The sequence below is a fragment of the Paraburkholderia sp. genome (assembly GCF_034668105.1).
Taxonomy (GTDB): Bacteria; Pseudomonadota; Gammaproteobacteria; order Burkholderiales; family Burkholderiaceae; genus Paraburkholderia.
Genome location: NZ_JAXDPY010000395.1, coordinates 1 through 14,202 on the forward strand (window position 1 = coordinate 1; position 14,202 = coordinate 14,202).

The window sequence follows — 14,202 nt, forward strand, 5'->3', positions numbered from 1 at the left end:
CGAACCGCCGTTCTTCTTCACCAAGCCAGCCGACGCCGTGCTATACGTCGCGCCCGGCGCGACCGGCGAATTTCCTTATCCGTCGCAATCGAAGAATGTCCACTTCGAGATGGAACTGGTCGCGGCGATCGGCAAAGGCGGCAAGAACATTCCGGCGGAAAGCGCGCTCGACCACGTCTACGGCTATGCGCTCGGTCTGGACATGACGCGCCGCGATCTGCAGGCGGAAGCCAAGAAGCTGGGCCGTCCGTGGGACACCGCGAAGGGCTTCGATCACTCGGCGCCGCTCGGCCCGATTCATCCGGTCACGACGATCGGCCACGTCGGCAAGGGTGCGATCTGGCTGTCAGTGAACGGTGAGGAGAAACAGAACTCGGACGTGTCGCAACTGATCTGGTCGGTGGCCGAGACCGTCGCCTATCTGTCGACGCTGTTCGAACTGCAACCGGGCGATCTGATTTTCACCGGCACGCCGGAAGGCGTCGGCGCCGTGGTGCAGGGCGACCTCATGAAGGGCGGCGTGGACGGGCTTGGCGAGTTCAGCGTACGAGTGGTCTAAGCGCGCAAGGAGGAGGCACACAACATGAAGCTTTACAGCTATTTTCGTAGCTCGGCATCCTATCGCGTGCGCATCGCGCTGAACGTGAAGAATCTCCCTTACGACTACGTGCCGGTGCACCTCGTGCGCGACGGCGGCGAGCAGCTGAAGCCGGAGTATCGCAAGGTGAATCTGGACGGCATCGTGCCCACGTTCGTCGACGGCAATGAAGTGATGCCGCAGTCGCTCGCGATCATCGAGTATCTGGAGGAAACGCATCCCGAGCCGCCGCTCCTGCCCGGCACGCCGGCCGATCGCGCCTATGTGCGCTCGGTGGCGCTACAGGTGGCGTGCGAGATTCATCCGCTCAACAATCTGCGCGTGCTGAAGTACCTGAAACACACGCTGCGCGTTGACGACGACGCGAAAGACGCGTGGTACAGGCATTGGGTCGAAACGGGCTTTACAACGCTCGAGGCGCATCTGGCAGGCGATCACCGTACCGGCAAGCTGTGCTTTGGCGACACGCCGACACTGGCCGACACCTGTCTGATTCCGCAAGTGTTCAACGCGCAGCGCTTCAAGGTCGACACGGCGAAATTTCCGACGATTCAGCGCATTTACGATCACGCGATGCAACTCGACGCGTTTGCGCGCGCAGCGCCTGGCGTGCAGCCGGACGCGGAATGACGCGCGTGGCTCGATGAAAGAAGGGCGTTCCGTGCACTGCACCGCAAAGGTCGGATCGATGTTCGACTTTGCGGGGGCAGTTCACCGCGGAACGCCCTTGTTGCCTGTCTGGCTTGAATACGTTGCTGGGTTCAACCGCCCAGCAACGCGTCCGAAAACTCTTCCGCGCTGAACGGCTGCAAGTCCTCCACTTTCTCGCCGACGCCGATGAAGTACACCGGAATCGGACGTTGCCGCGCGATCGCCGCGAGAATGCCGCCCTTCGCCGTACCGTCGAGCTTGGTGACGATCAGGCCGGTGAGGCCGAGCGCGTCGTCGAACGCTTTCACTTGCGTGAGGGCATTCTGGCCGGTGTTGGCGTCGATCACGAGCAGCACCTCATGCGGTGCGCCGTCCTGCGCCTTGCCGATCACGCGCTTCACCTTGCGCAGCTCTTCCATCAGATGCAGTTGGGTCGGCAGACGGCCGGCGGTATCCGCCATCATCACGTCGATCTTGCGGGCACGCGCGGCGCCCACCGCATCGAAAATCACGGCTGCCGGGTCGCCGCTTTCCTGCGACACGACCGTCACGTTGTTGCGCTGGCCCCAGATGGCGAGTTGCTCGCGCGCGGCGGCGCGGAAAGTGTCACCCGCAGCCAGCAGCACCGACTGCTCGAAGCTTTGCAGATGCTTGGCGAGCTTCCCGATACTGGTGGTCTTGCCCGCACCGTTGACGCCCGCGATCATCATGACCAGCGGTTGCGCGCGGCCGAGCATTAGCGATTTTTCCAGCGGCTTGAGCAGGTCGATCAGCAGCGTGCGCAGCGCCGTCTTCACCTGCTGAGGATCGGTGAGACGCTCGGCGCGCACTTTCTCGCGCAGGGATTCGAGCAGGAATTCGGTGGCTTCGACACCCGCATCCGACATCAGCAGCGCGGTTTCGAGTTCTTCGTACAGGTCCTCGTCGATTTTCGCGCCGACGAAAATTCCGGTCAGGCTCGAACTCGTTTTCGACAGGCCGGTCTTCAGGCGAGTGAGCCAGGAGCGCTTTGCGCTCGCGTCCTGCACGGGCGGCGGGATGATTTCGACGGCTTCGGGCGCGTGCGCGGGTTCTTCGGCTTCGGGTTGGCTTGCGGGCAGCGGGGCCGCCCGCGGCGGCTCAACGCTGACCGGCGCAACCGGCCGCGGCGCCAACGGTGCGACTGGCGCGGCGGGTGCAACCGGCGCTTCAGCAGCCGGTTCTGGCGCCAGGCCTTCCGGCGCGGTCTGCGATTCTTCAGGCGCGTTGTCGGACTCTTTCGAACCCTTGAATCGTTTGAAAAAGCTGAACATGATCTGGCGTGGTGAGAGCGCGCGCCGATGCGCGCAGCCGGGACAAACCCGTGGGAGCGGCAGGCAGCGTTGCGATGCGGGATGCAAGGCGCTGGAAGCCGCACATTTTATCAGGCGCGCCGCCGCCCGTCGTATCGGCCGAACGGCCAGGCTGGACGCCGTACTCCCCTGTGGTAACGTTGGCGCTCTGGCCCGCACGCATCGGCGTCGCGGGCGCACTTATAACGTAACCGAAACCGCATGCCCCGTTCTGCTCCTTCACGCGCCCACGGCGCTTCGTCCAAAGGCGGCAAGCCGCACGCCATTCGTATCATCGGCGGTGACTGGAAGCGCACGCCGCTGCCCGTGCTCGACCTCGACGGCCTGCGCCCTACACCCGACCGCGTGCGCGAAACGCTGTTCAACTGGCTTGGCCAACGGCTGGATGGGCAGCGCTGCCTCGATCTGTTCGCCGGCAGCGGCGCGCTTGGCTTCGAAGCCGCCTCGCGCGGCGCGGCGCGGGTGTTGATGGTCGAGCGCAATGCGCGGGCCGCCAGCCAGTTGCGCGCGAACCAGGAGCGCCTGTCGGCGCGTACGATCGAAATCGTGGAAGCCGACGGCCTGCGCCTCGCGGCGAGTCTCGCACCAGGATCGTTCGAGGTGGTTTTCCTCGATCCGCCGTTCGGCGACGATCTGCTCGACAAGGCACTCGCGCTGGCCGCGCCGCTGTTGAGCCCGGAAGGTTTTCTGTACGTGGAAGCGGGCGCCGCGCTCGAACTGGATGGGAACGAGACCCTTGCCGGCTGGGAAATCGTGCGGCACGGCAAGGCGGGAGCCGTCCACTTTCATTTGCTGCAACGCGAAAATAAGGAATAATGCGCGTTCAAAACAAGCTGCGGGCGGGTTACCGTCACGCATGCGGTCGGTGCCAAATGCGTCGCGTGGACGCTTTGACGTGCCCCTTTGTCTGAAGAGAGGAGAAGTCTCATGGTAGTCGCCGTGTACCCGGGCACGTTCGACCCGCTGACGCGCGGTCACGAAGACCTCGTTCGACGCGCGTCGAGCATTTTCGACACGCTGGTGGTGGGCGTTGCCGACAGCCGCAACAAGAAGCCGTTCTTCACGCTGGAAGAGCGTCTCGACATCGCTCATGAAGTGCTCGGGCACTACCCGAACGTTCAGGTGATGAGCTTCAAAGGGCTATTGAAAGACTTCGTCCGCACCAACAACGCACGTGTGATCGTGCGGGGCCTGCGCGCGGTGTCGGACTTCGAATATGAGTTCCAGATGGCCGGCATGAACCGCTATTTGCTGCCGGACGTCGAAACCATGTTCATGACGCCGTCCGATCAATATCAGTTCATTTCGGGCACCATCGTGCGGGAAATCGCGCAACTGGGCGGTGACGTCAGCAAGTTTGTGTTCCCGTCGGTCGAAAAACGGCTGAAGGAGAAGGTTGCAGCAATGGATGCGAATGTCGGTGCGTCGGCGGGCCAACCGTAACCGGCGTAAACTGTCGGATTGACGGATCAAAGTCGGCTTCGGCTGGCGCGAAGTGAGAGAAGCATGGCCCTGATGATTACCGACGAGTGCATCAATTGCGATGTGTGCGAGCCCGAGTGCCCCAACGACGCGATTTCGATGGGCCCGGAAATTTACGTGATCGACCCGAAGAAATGCACCGAGTGTGTCGGCCATTTCGATGAGCCCCAGTGTATTCAGGTGTGCCCCGTGGAGTGCATTCCGCGCGACCCGGAGTATCTGGAGACGGAGGAGGGGTTGATAGCGAAGTACCACGCGCTGCAGGCAGCAAAGAGCGTTTGATCGCGAAGGACCACGCGCTGCAGACTGCAAAGAGAGTTTGATGGCGAAGTACCAGGCGCTCCAGACTGCAAAGAACACGTGGGATTGAATGATGGTGAACGGCGAGACGCGTGTCTCGCCGTTTTCTTTTGGTGCCGCCGCTTTGTGTTGCCCGAGCGACGTTCGATCGTTATCCGACGTAAGCGCTGAAAATATCGGGCAGCGCGTCCAGCAGGAACTCGCATTCGGCGTCGGTGCCGACCGAAATTCGCAGATGCTGGTCGATTCGCGCCGCCTTGAAATGGCGCACAAAGATTTCCTTCTCCCTTAGCCGTGCCACAAGCATCGCCGCATCGTAGCCTTCATGACGCGCGAACAGCAGATTCGCCGCCGACGGCACCACCTCGAAGCCCAGTGTCGTCAAGCCTGCCGCCAGCCGTTCACGGCTCGCTATCACCTTGGCGCAGTTGTCGCGGAACCACGCATCGTCCTCGTATGCCGCGATGGCCGCGACTTGCGCCAGACGGTCGAGCGGGTAGGAGTTGAAGCTGTCCTTCACGCGGGTCAGTGCGTCGATCAATTCCGGATTGCCGAACGCGAAGCCGACACGCATGCCAGCCAGCGAACGCGATTTCGATACCGTTTGGGTCACCAGCAGGTTGGGATAGCGGTCGATCAGCGCGATGGCCGATTCGGCGCCGAAGTCGACATAGGCCTCATCGATTACTACGACCGATTCGGTGTTGCTCGCCAGCAGACGCTCGATTTCGGCGAGCGGCAGTGGTCGTCCAGTCGGGGCGTTCGGGTTCGGAAACAGTACGCCGCCGTTGGGCGCGGTGTAGTCGTCGAGATTGATGGCGAAGCTGTCGTCGAGCGCGACAGTCCTATAGTCGACTTCAAAGAGCCGCGCGTAGGTCGGATAGAAGCTGTACGTGATATCCGGGAAGAGCAGCGGTTTGTCGTGCTTGAGCAATGCCTGGAAGGTGAGCGCGAGCACTTCGTCCGAGCCGTTGCCGGCAAACACCTGCTCCGCGCTGATGCCATGGTACTCAGCGACCGTTTCGCGCAACTTGCGCGCCGTCGGATCCGGATAGCGTCGCAGCGACTCGCCCGCGTCGCCCAATTCCTGCCGAATCGCTTCGAGCACGCGTGGCGACGGTGGATAGGGATTTTCGTTGGTGTTCAGCTTCACCGGATGCGCGGCCACGGGCTGCTCGCCCGGCACATAAGGCGTCAGACAGTGAACGATGTCACTCCAGTAGCGGCTCAAGTGGTTCTCCTGTAGATGGCGAAATGGCGAAACGGCGAAATGGCGAAACGGCGAAACGGCGAAACGGCGAAACGGCGAAACGGCGAAACGGCGAAACGGCGAAACGGCGAAATGGCGAAATGGCGAAATGGCGAAACGGGTGCGGGTGCGTGCGGGGCCGCTTAGGGATTGCGATGCAGTTGCATCATCGCTCGCTCGAGTTCACCTTTGATGATCTGCGGCATCACCGCCAAAGCACGTTCGACCGACGCGTCGATCACATCCTGTTCTTCCCGCCGAGGCGGTTTCAGCACGTAATTGGCGACGTCCGGCTTGGCGCCGACGCGCGCGCTTTCGGGAATCAGATCCCGCGGATGGCCGATGCCGATCCGCAGCCGCCAATACTGTTGCGATGACAGGTGCGCGGTGATGTCCTTCAAGCCGTTATGCCCGCCGCTGCCTCCACCGAGCTTCAACTTGACGCTGCCGGGCGGCATATCGAGTTCGTCGTGCGCGACCAGAATTTCGTCCGGAAGAATTTTGAAGAACTGCGCGACCGCCACGACCGACTGCCCCGAGCGGTTCATATACGTCTGCGGTTCCAGCAGATGCACTTCTTCGCCGTGAAGCCGGGCCTTCGCGTAGAAGCCGTGAAAGCGCCGCTCATCGCGCAGCGTCGCGCCTGCTTCGCGCGCCAGTTGATCGACTAGCCAGAAGCCGGCGTTGTGACGCGTTGCGGTGTATTCGGCGCCCGGATTGCCGAGCCCGACGATCAGCTTGATCATGATTGCGTAGGTCCATCTAGCCCGGGCGACGAACGCGGCCGAGCCGAAAAAAACCGAAAAAAAACCCGCCGGGGCGAACCTCGGCGGGTCACATCGACCGTTTCATTGAAACGGATCGAGAGGATTGCTCGCTCAGTGCAGCTTAGGCAGCCGGCGTTTCGCCTTCGCCTGCAGCAGCAGCGGCTTCGCCTTCAGCGATTGCGCCAGCCGGGATCGTTGCAGCTGCGATGACCGGGTTTTCTGCTTCAACGTGAGCAACCAGTGCAACGCCTGCCGGCAGGACGATATCCTTAGCGTGCAGCGAGTGGCCCGCTTCGATCTTCGCGAGGTCGACTTCAAGGAATTCCGGCAATGCCGACGGCAGGCACTCGATTTCGATTTCGTTGAGGACGTGCGAGATCACCGCGCTCGACAGCTTCACTGCCGGGTTGGTTTCCTGGTTCATGAAGTGCAGCGGCACCTTGGTGTGCAGCTTCTTCTTCGCGTCGACACGTTGGAAGTCCACGTGCAGGACGAGCTGACGGAACGGATGGTATTGCACGTCGCGCAGCAGAACCTGTTGCGACTTGCCTGCCACTTCCAGATCGAGGATCGACGAGTGGAAAACTTCTTTCTTCAGCGCGTGCCAAAGTGCGTTGTGGTCCAGTTCGACCAATTGCGTTTCAGCACCAGCGCCATATACGATGCCCGGGGTCTTGCCCGAGATACGCAGGCGGCGGCTCGCACCCGTACCTTGCAAAGAACGCTCGAAAGCGACTACTTTCATGTTGAATCTCCAATGCACTGCCCGCGACCAGGCAGTAAAAACGGGGCCTCCAAGCCGTTACGGCTGAGGCCCCAGAGCGATGGCACGAACCTTCGTTCGTTCATGCCAATTGTGCAAAAGCGCGGCGTGCAGTACTACAACACACGCCGCGCTCTCGCAAATACTTAACTATCAGCGAACAGCGACATCACCGAATCGCCACGGCGAATCCGCGAGAACGTTTCGGCAAGCAGGCCGGCGCTGGTCAACGAACGGATCTTGGCGCACGAGCGGGCTTCTTCGCCGAGCGGGATCGTATCGGTGACAACCAGTTCGTCGAGTGCCGAAGCTGCGATGCGTTCACCCGCACCGCCCGACAGAACTGGGTGGGTAGCGTAAGCGAACACCTGCTTCGCACCGCGTTCCTTCAAAACCTGAGCGGCCTTGCAAAGCGTGCCTGCGGTGTCGACCATGTCGTCCATGATCACGCAGGTGCGGCCTTCGACTTCACCGATGATATTCATCACTTCGGCAACGTTCGCCTTCGGGCGGCGCTTGTCGATGATCGCGAGATCGCAATTCAGTTGCTTGGCCAATGCGCGGGCACGCACCACGCCGCCGACGTCCGGCGAAACGACCAGCAGATTCTCGTAGTTCTGCTTGCGCAGATCGCCGAGCAACACGGGCGTAGCGTAGATATTGTCGACCGGAATGTCGAAGAAGCCTTGAATCTGGTCGGCGTGCAGATCCATCGTAATGATCCGCTCGACACCGGCGATTTCCAGCATGTTCGCCACGACCTTCGCCGAGATGGCAACGCGCGCTGAACGCGGGCGCCGATCTTGACGTGCATAGCCGAAGTAGGGGATGGCTGCGGTGATCCGGCCAGCGGATGCGCGCTTGAGCGCATCGACCATGATCATCAATTCCATCAGGGCGTCATTTGCCGGCGCGCACGTGGATTGCAGGACGAATACATCCTTGCCACGCACGTTTTCCTGAATTTCGACCTGGATTTCACCGTCCGAGAAACGGCTAACCATTGCTTTGCCGAGGGGAATACCGAGGATTTTGACGACTTCCTGTGCAAGCGCGGGATTTGCGTTGCCAGTAAAAACCATCAGGCCGTCATGGCTGCTCATCGTGCACCTACTTCAGGCTGGGGGCGAGGGAAATGCGAGAATTTTTGGCAGGGGAGGAAGGAGTCGAACCTTCGAATGCCGGAATCAAAATCCGGTGCCTTAACCAACTTGGCGACTCCCCTACACTAACTTTGAGCTTCACCGAACGAGGGAACGTTCGACGATGCAAAACTTATGACGCGAAAGCAAAGAGTGGATGCTGATCGAGACTTGCAGTCACTGCGCTGTTCCATTTGCCGGGCAGTTTGGCTTGTGCCGCTTCTGCTTCAGCTTTACTACGAAACGCTGCAAATACACTTGCACCTGACCCAGACATCCGCGCTGGTGCGATGTCTTCAAACCATCGCAGCACTTGCGCTACTTCCACGTATTTTCCCACGACAACCTGCTGCATGTCATTGCGGCCAAAACTTTCCGGCCATTCAGTATTGCAGCTAAGTTCTGCAGGAAAGTCCGTAATTATGAGGGGTTTCGAATCTCTTGTCAACGTTTTTTCGGAGAAAATCGCTGCAGTCGGAACATGAACCCTCGGCGTCACTACCAGGAAATGACGCGGCGGCAATTGTACAACGTCTAAAGCCTCGCCAACACCCTGTGCGAACGCATTTTTCCCAAAAATAAAAAACGGCACATCGGCACCGAGCTTCAGCGCCAGCGCCTGCAATTCCAGGCGCGGCAAATCGAGCTTCCACAGACGGTTCAGCGCGAGTAGCGTAGTGGCCGCATCGGAGCTGCCGCCGCCGAGGCCCGCGCCCATCGGCAGGCGTTTGTCGATTTCGATATCGACGCCTTCGGACGAGCCCGTATGCGCCTTCAGGAGTGTCGCTGCACGCACGGTGAGGTCGTGTTCTGGCGGCACGTCGGCGATCTCGGTACTGCGCGTGATGAGGCCGTCGTCGCGCCGCTTGAAGTGCAGGGTGTCGCCCCAGTCGAGTAACTGGAAGACGGTTTGCAGCGTGTGATAGCCATCCGGCCGGCGGCCGGTGATGTGCAGGAAGAGGTTGAGTTTGGCTGGCGCGAGACAATCGCGCAGCGAATCGGTGGTTTCAATCATGAGTCTGGGCTACATGCGCCATGACGGCACTGAAGAAGCGGCACGGGTTGCGCGAGCGGGCGCGACTACGGGTGCAACTGCTGGTTCCACGACTACTGATCCAGCACGAGCTTGACGTCGAGCGGCGGTTCGGAACGGCTCAGATTGAGACGCTTGACACCGGTCGCCGGCGCGTCGGCATACGCCAGGTAATCGATCGTCCAGCCGTCCTGCGTGATCTGTTTCAGACGGGAGGGCTGCTCCGGATCCTTCTCGGTCCTGGCGCGCGAAGTGGGCGCCGGCGACGGCTGCAGCCAGTAACGCAGCCCCTCGACCGGCAGCGCGAAGCCGAGCGCGTTCTGCATCAGCGTGGAGACGTTGTCGGCGGTGAGCGGCTGACGGTTCGGCAACTCGAGCGTGGCCGAAGCCGGCGACGAAGTCACGATCGCCAGTGTCTGACCGAGCGGGTTGCGCAATTGCAGCGTGACGGTGTCCCCTGTTTCCTGCCAGGTGAAGTTGCCGTAGGCATTGCGCTGCTGCCCGTTCTGATCGTTGTACTGGATCGCGAAACGGCCTTGATAAGCGCGCGTGGTTTGCGCAGTGACGGCTGTCGCCGCATTCGACGTGGACGGCCCCTGCGGCTTCACCGATGCACAACCGGCCAGCGCGACCACCGCTGCCGCGACGAATCCGAGCGCCGCGCCACGCGGCGCCCGGGGATAGGAGGTCAAGCGGGAAAGACGCATCAAAGATCGTTCACCTGAAGACGTTGGAGCGTTTTGACCAGCGTGTCGTTGTCCGGTTCGAGCTTGCGCGCGTCGCGGAAAGCCGCACGGGCCTGATCCTGAGCACCGGTCTTCCACAACACTTCGCCGAGATGCGCGCCGATTTCGGCGTTCGGCTGAATGTCGTACGCTTTGCGCAGCAGCTTGATTGCATCGGTGGTGTCGCCCATCCGGTACTTGACCCAGCCGACGCTGTCCATGATGAACGCGTCGTTCGGCGCCAGCGACGAGGCCTTCTCGACCAGCTTGTCCGCTTCCGACAGGCGCTGATTGCGATCGGCTAGCGAATAGCCGAGCGCGTTATAAGCCTGCGGGTTGTCCGGCTGAGTCTGGATCAACTTGCGCAGTTGCGCTTCCATGACATCGTAATGGCCGGTCTTTTCGGCCGCCATCGCGTAGTCGTAGGTGAGATCGGGATCGTCGGGGAACGCCGCGGTTGCTTGTTGCAGTCGAGTTTCCGCCTCCGGGTAGCGCTTTGCGTCGAACAGAATGGCCGCGTCGGTACGCATGATCAGCGCCTGGTCGCGCGTATCGGGCGCTGGCAAGTTTGCCAGCAGCTTGCGCGCGTCGTCGGGCTTGCCCTGCTTGGCGAGCAATTGGGCGCGCGTAACCTGCGCCGGCACGAATTGCTGGCTCGAAGGCGTGACCTTGTTCAGCCAGTCGCTGGCCGCCGCTTCGTTCTTCTGTTCGAGCGAGAGTTGCGCAAGATAGATATACGCCTGGCCCGGATCGGCGCCCGGCGTTTTTTCGGCTTGCTGCGCGTACTGAGTGAGGTAGGTTTGCGCGTCGGTGAAATTCTTCTGCTGGATCTTGATCAGCGCGAGTGCCATGAGCGGCGTGAGGTCCGCCGCGTTGTTCTTGTGCATGATCTCGAACTGCTTCTGCGCGTCGTCCAGACGGTCGCTCGCGAGGTACATCTGCGCGAGCGCGAGACGCGCGTCATGCGACTTCGGATTCTGCTGCACGTACTTTTCGAGCGAAGCGATGCCTTCCTTGCGCTCTTCCGGGCCCATCTGCGAGAGCATCAGCGCGGCCGGCAAATAATCCGGCTTGAGCGCTAGCGCCTGTTCGAGCGACTTGCGCGCGCCCGGCGCGTCGTCCGAAACGAGCTGCTGGCGTGCGATGGCCAGTTGCGCTTCCGGACGGTTCAGGTCGTTCTTCAGCAGGTCTTGCAACACATGCAAGCCGCCGATCCGGTTCGGGCCGCGCGAGAGCAGCAACTGCAGCGCCAGCATCGCGCTGCCGCGATTCTCGGCCGGGACTTTGGCGAGTTCGCGGGCGAGGATTGGCGCGGCGTCGTCAGGCTTGCCGGACAGCACGAGCAGCGATGCGTCGAGTTGCGCGGCGCGTTCCGAATTCGGCGCATACTGCTGCCACAATTGCGCGGCGGCCAGCGCATCTGACGGACTTTGCGCGGCCAGCGCGATTTCCGTGGCGCGTTGCGCCATACGCGGATCATGCGTGTCGCGCGCGAGCGCGAGGTAGGTCTGATAGGCAGGCGCCGGCTGGTCGCGTTGCAAAGCGACCTCCGCGGCGAGCACCTGAAATACGATCTGGCTGGACAGCGGCACGCCCGGCAGGGCCGCCTTGTCTTCTGCCGAAGCCGGGCCGAGCGGATCCGGCAGGGTGACGGACGTGTCATCCGAGTCCGGCGACGGGTCCTGCGCGTGCGCGGGCACGGCAGCCAGCGCCCAGACGGCGAGCGCGGCGGCACCGAGCACGCGACGAGCGGACACGGCGTAGGGCACGCGGGATGCGCTAGCCGGGCGCTTCGAAAACAGCTTCACGAAGGACAAGTTCATGGAAATCCGTTCAATGTTTCGGACGATTGTAACGCGCTCGCTACAATAAGCGCACAACCACTCACGCAAGTTGCAGACCAGTTAGACATGCCAGAGTTGCCAGAAGTTGAGGTTACCCGAAGGGGGATCGAACCGTACGTGTCCGGCCGCAAGGTTGAGCGCGTCGATGTGCGCACGCCCACACTGCGTTGGCCGATTCCAGCGGACCTTGCGAAAACCTTGCGCGGCAGCGTGGTGCGCAAGGTCGAGCGGCGCGGCAAGTACCTGCTGTTCGAAATCGACGCCGGCTGGTTCATTGTGCATCTCGGCATGACCGGCACGCTGCGGGTGCTGCGTCATGTGCCGCATCCGCCGGCCGCGGCGAAACACGATCACGTCGACTGGATCTTCGACGAATTCATTTTGCGCTATCGCGATCCGCGGCGCTTCGGCGCGGTGCTATGGCATCCGCGTGAAGCCGGCGACGTGCTCGAGCATCCGCTGCTCGCGGGGCTCGGTGTCGAGCCGTTTTCGCCGGGATTTTCCGGTGCATTGATGCACAGGCTCACGCGCGGTCGAAAGGTGTCGGTGAAACAGGCCCTGCTGGCGGGGGAGATCGTGGTTGGCGTGGGCAATATCTACGCTTCCGAAAGCCTGTTTCGCGCCGGCATCCGGCCCACCACCGCGGCGGGCCGGGTCTCGCTCGTGCGTTACGATTTGCTGGCGGACGCGGTGCGCGTCACGCTCGCCGCAGCGATCGAGAAGGGCGGCAGCACGTTGCGCGATTTCGTCGGCAGCGATGGCGAAAGCGGGTACTTCCAGCTCGACTATTTCGTCTATGATCGCGCCGGGCTGCCATGCCGCGTGTGTGGAACGCCGATCAAACAGATCGTGCAGGGGCAGCGTTCCACCTATTTCTGTCCCACCTGTCAGCGCTAAATCTTCAATGCCTTCTCGTTTAAGCCCGTCGGCCCGGTCTGTTGCGCCTGCTTTCCCGGTCATGTCTGATTTTTCCGCGCGGCTGATTGCGTGGCAGCGCCAGCATGGCCGTCATGACCTGCCGTGGCAGAACACGCGCGACCCGTATCGCATCTGGCTGTCGGAAATCATGCTGCAGCAGACCCAGGTGTCGACGGTGATTCCGTACTACGCAAAGTTTCTTGCGCGTTGTCCGGATGTTGCGTCGCTCGCCGCCGCCCCCGCGGACGATGTGATGGCATTGTGGGCCGGCCTCGGCTATTACTCGCGCGCCCGCAATCTGCATCGCTGCGCGCAGGTGGTGGTCGAGCAGCATGGCGGCGCGTTTCCCGCGTCGGCCGAGGCGCTTGCGGAATTGCCCGGCATCGGCCGCTCGACGGCAGCCGCGATCGCCTCATTCGCGTTCGGCGCGCGCGCGACGATTCTCGACGGCAACGTGAAGCGCGTATTGGCGCGGGTATTCGGCGTAGAAGGTTTTCCAGGCGAAAAGAAAGTCGAGAACGCGATGTGGACGCTGGCGGAATCGCTGCTGCCGTCCAACGCATCGGACGACGACGTCAGTGCGTACACGCAAGGGCTGATGGACCTCGGCGCCACGTTGTGCGTGCGCGGCAAGCCGGACTGCCTGCGCTGCCCATTCGCCGCCGACTGCGTGGCCAACGTCACCGGACGTCAGCGCGAACTGCCCACGGCACGACCGAAGAAAGCTGTGCCGACGCGCCGCACGTGGATGCTGGTGCTGCGCGACGGTAACGCCGTGATGCTGGAAAAGCGTCCGCCGTCGGGCATCTGGGGTGGCTTGTGGAGCCTCCCCGAAGCGGCCGACGAAGCCGCGCTCGCCGAGCGCGCGCGCGCTTTCGGCGGCGACGGAGCGGTCTCGCCGCTCGCGCCGCTTACGCACGTCTTCACGCATTTCAAGCTGGATATCGAACCGCGGCTCGCTGAACTGGATCGCGGGGTGGGCGCGTTGGCCGCATTGGGCGATGCGGACACCGCGTGGGTCGCGCTAAGCGATCTCGACTCGTTCGGTGTGCCCGCGCCGGTGCGCAAACTGCTGGATGGTCTGCTCGGCTCGCTGCTCTAGCAAACCTCTAGCAAAAAGCAGGTCAAATCAAAGCAATTGATGCTGCTGCATATAGTGATGAACCACGTCGATCCGCGCGCCGGCGTCCTGCAATTCCATCAGTTTTTGCCTGGCACGAAGGGCGATCGGCAGCACTTCCGCGAGACGGTTCGACACCCATGACGGATCTTCCAGCCTGAACGGCTCCGCGAACGGCAAACTGTCCGGATCGCGCTCGCGGATCGTCGCGATGATCCGTTCGAGCACTTCCGCGCACGCGCCGAATTTGGCCAATTGCTCATTGCCCTCGAGGGGGAT

Annotated in this window: 15 protein-coding genes, 1 tRNA gene and 1 pseudogene; 7 read left to right on the forward strand and 10 right to left on the reverse strand. The window is 62.2% G+C overall.

Annotated features, from left to right (window positions below; translation table 11 throughout):
* Together QOC89_RS17630 and maiA are read left to right on the forward strand one after the other, a co-directional pair.
* Positions 1 to 559, forward strand: a 559-nt coding sequence (locus tag QOC89_RS17630) for a fumarylacetoacetate hydrolase family protein (RefSeq protein ID WP_323046194.1), incomplete at its 5' end; no start/stop codon positions are given.
* Between the two features lie 24 nt (positions 560 to 583).
* Positions 584 to 1,228 (forward strand): maleylacetoacetate isomerase, encoded by a 645-nt coding sequence (gene maiA, locus QOC89_RS17635; RefSeq protein ID WP_323046195.1) that lies wholly within the window; start codon positions 584 to 586, stop codon positions 1,226 to 1,228.
* A 131-nt stretch (positions 1,229 to 1,359) separates the two neighbouring features.
* Here maiA and ftsY read toward each other — a convergent pair whose 3' ends face one another.
* On the reverse strand, positions 1,360 to 2,541 hold the full coding sequence (gene ftsY / locus QOC89_RS17640; protein ID WP_323046196.1) for a signal recognition particle-docking protein FtsY: 1,182 nt from the start codon (positions 2,539 to 2,541) through the stop codon (positions 1,360 to 1,362).
* Positions 2,542 to 2,781: 240 nt separating this feature from the next.
* On the opposite strand from ftsY, the gene rsmD reads away from it, so the two are divergent.
* The 3 genes from rsmD (at position 2,782) to QOC89_RS17655 (ending at position 4,344) form a co-directional block, all read left to right on the forward strand.
* Complete coding sequence (gene rsmD / locus QOC89_RS17645; protein WP_323046197.1) at positions 2,782 to 3,396, forward strand: 16S rRNA (guanine(966)-N(2))-methyltransferase RsmD; 615 nt, start codon at positions 2,782 to 2,784, stop codon at positions 3,394 to 3,396.
* Between the two features lie 111 nt (positions 3,397 to 3,507).
* Positions 3,508 to 4,023, forward strand: coding sequence for a pantetheine-phosphate adenylyltransferase (gene coaD / locus QOC89_RS17650; RefSeq protein WP_323046198.1), 516 nt, complete (start codon positions 3,508 to 3,510; stop codon positions 4,021 to 4,023).
* Positions 4,024 to 4,086: 63 nt separating this feature from the next.
* Positions 4,087 to 4,344, forward strand: coding sequence for a YfhL family 4Fe-4S dicluster ferredoxin (locus tag QOC89_RS17655; RefSeq protein ID WP_323046199.1), 258 nt, complete (start codon positions 4,087 to 4,089; stop codon positions 4,342 to 4,344).
* Between the two features lie 169 nt (positions 4,345 to 4,513).
* On the opposite strand, the gene hisC is transcribed toward QOC89_RS17655, so the two are convergent.
* The 8 genes from hisC to QOC89_RS17695 all read right to left on the reverse strand — a co-directional run bounded on the left by hisC (position 4,514) and on the right by QOC89_RS17695 (position 11,864).
* Positions 4,514 to 5,593 carry a histidinol-phosphate transaminase gene (gene hisC / locus QOC89_RS17660; RefSeq protein ID WP_323046200.1) on the reverse strand — a complete coding sequence of 360 codons (1,080 nt, stop codon included), beginning with the start codon at positions 5,591 to 5,593 and terminating at the stop codon, positions 4,514 to 4,516.
* Positions 5,594 to 5,754: 161 nt separating this feature from the next.
* Positions 5,755 to 6,357, reverse strand: a complete 603-nt coding sequence (gene pth, locus QOC89_RS17665) for an aminoacyl-tRNA hydrolase (RefSeq protein ID WP_323046201.1) — start codon at positions 6,355 to 6,357, stop codon at positions 5,755 to 5,757.
* 142 nt (positions 6,358 to 6,499) lie between these two features.
* Positions 6,500 to 7,123, reverse strand: coding sequence for a 50S ribosomal protein L25/general stress protein Ctc (locus QOC89_RS17670; RefSeq protein ID WP_179735919.1), 624 nt, complete (start codon positions 7,121 to 7,123; stop codon positions 6,500 to 6,502).
* Between the two features lie 164 nt (positions 7,124 to 7,287).
* On the reverse strand, positions 7,288 to 8,244 hold the full coding sequence (locus QOC89_RS17675) for a ribose-phosphate pyrophosphokinase (RefSeq protein WP_323046202.1): 957 nt from the start codon (positions 8,242 to 8,244) through the stop codon (positions 7,288 to 7,290).
* 45 nt (positions 8,245 to 8,289) lie between these two features.
* A tRNA-Gln gene (locus tag QOC89_RS17680) sits at positions 8,290 to 8,366 on the reverse strand.
* Positions 8,367 to 8,416: 50 nt separating this feature from the next.
* Positions 8,417 to 9,298, reverse strand: a complete 882-nt coding sequence (gene ispE / locus QOC89_RS17685) for a 4-(cytidine 5'-diphospho)-2-C-methyl-D-erythritol kinase (RefSeq protein ID WP_323046203.1) — start codon at positions 9,296 to 9,298, stop codon at positions 8,417 to 8,419.
* Positions 9,299 to 9,390: 92 nt separating this feature from the next.
* Positions 9,391 to 10,023 (reverse strand): lipoprotein insertase outer membrane protein LolB, encoded by a 633-nt coding sequence (gene lolB, locus QOC89_RS17690; RefSeq protein WP_323046204.1) that lies wholly within the window; start codon positions 10,021 to 10,023, stop codon positions 9,391 to 9,393.
* Complete coding sequence (locus tag QOC89_RS17695; RefSeq protein ID WP_323046205.1) at positions 10,023 to 11,864, reverse strand: tetratricopeptide repeat protein; 1,842 nt, start codon at positions 11,862 to 11,864, stop codon at positions 10,023 to 10,025. Before QOC89_RS17695 ends, lolB begins: the two co-directional genes overlap by 1 nt.
* An 87-nt stretch (positions 11,865 to 11,951) precedes the next feature.
* On the opposite strand from QOC89_RS17695, the gene mutM reads away from it, so the two are divergent.
* Together mutM and mutY are read left to right on the forward strand one after the other, a co-directional pair.
* Positions 11,952 to 12,782, forward strand: a complete 831-nt coding sequence (gene mutM / locus QOC89_RS17700; RefSeq protein ID WP_323046206.1) for a bifunctional DNA-formamidopyrimidine glycosylase/DNA-(apurinic or apyrimidinic site) lyase — start codon at positions 11,952 to 11,954, stop codon at positions 12,780 to 12,782.
* Positions 12,783 to 12,789: 7 nt separating this feature from the next.
* On the forward strand, positions 12,790 to 13,905 hold the full coding sequence (mutY, locus tag QOC89_RS17705) for an A/G-specific adenine glycosylase (RefSeq protein ID WP_323046207.1): 1,116 nt from the start codon (positions 12,790 to 12,792) through the stop codon (positions 13,903 to 13,905).
* Between the two features lie 27 nt (positions 13,906 to 13,932).
* Here mutY and QOC89_RS17710 read toward each other — a convergent pair.
* A pseudogene (locus QOC89_RS17710) lies at positions 13,933 to 14,202 on the reverse strand (ATP-dependent protease); the annotation flags it as partial.

Bases quoted from the DNA above. Each gene is read 5' to 3' on its own strand.
- coaD (WP_323046198.1), top strand. From the start codon at position 3,508: ATGGTAGTCGCCGTGTACCCGGGCACGTTCGACCCGCTGACGCGCGGT.
- ftsY (WP_323046196.1), bottom strand. From the start codon at position 2,541: ATGTTCAGCTTTTTCAAACGATTCAAGGGTTCGAAAGAGTCCGACAAC.
- rsmD (WP_323046197.1), top strand. From the start codon at position 2,782: ATGCCCCGTTCTGCTCCTTCACGCGCCCACGGCGCTTCGTCCAAAGGC.
- lolB (WP_323046204.1), bottom strand. From the start codon at position 10,023: ATGCGTCTTTCCCGCTTGACCTCCTATCCCCGGGCGCCGCGTGGCGCG.
- QOC89_RS17695 (WP_323046205.1), bottom strand. From the start codon at position 11,864: ATGAACTTGTCCTTCGTGAAGCTGTTTTCGAAGCGCCCGGCTAGCGCA.
- ispE (WP_323046203.1), bottom strand. From the start codon at position 9,298: ATGATTGAAACCACCGATTCGCTGCGCGATTGTCTCGCGCCAGCCAAA.
- pth (WP_323046201.1), bottom strand. From the start codon at position 6,357: ATGATCAAGCTGATCGTCGGGCTCGGCAATCCGGGCGCCGAATACACC.
- maiA (WP_323046195.1), top strand. From the start codon at position 584: ATGAAGCTTTACAGCTATTTTCGTAGCTCGGCATCCTATCGCGTGCGC.
- QOC89_RS17655 (WP_323046199.1), top strand. From the start codon at position 4,087: ATGGCCCTGATGATTACCGACGAGTGCATCAATTGCGATGTGTGCGAG.
- QOC89_RS17675 (WP_323046202.1), bottom strand. From the start codon at position 8,244: ATGAGCAGCCATGACGGCCTGATGGTTTTTACTGGCAACGCAAATCCC.
- mutM (WP_323046206.1), top strand. From the start codon at position 11,952: ATGCCAGAGTTGCCAGAAGTTGAGGTTACCCGAAGGGGGATCGAACCG.
- mutY (WP_323046207.1), top strand. From the start codon at position 12,790: ATGCCTTCTCGTTTAAGCCCGTCGGCCCGGTCTGTTGCGCCTGCTTTC.
- QOC89_RS17670 (WP_179735919.1), bottom strand. From the start codon at position 7,123: ATGAAAGTAGTCGCTTTCGAGCGTTCTTTGCAAGGTACGGGTGCGAGC.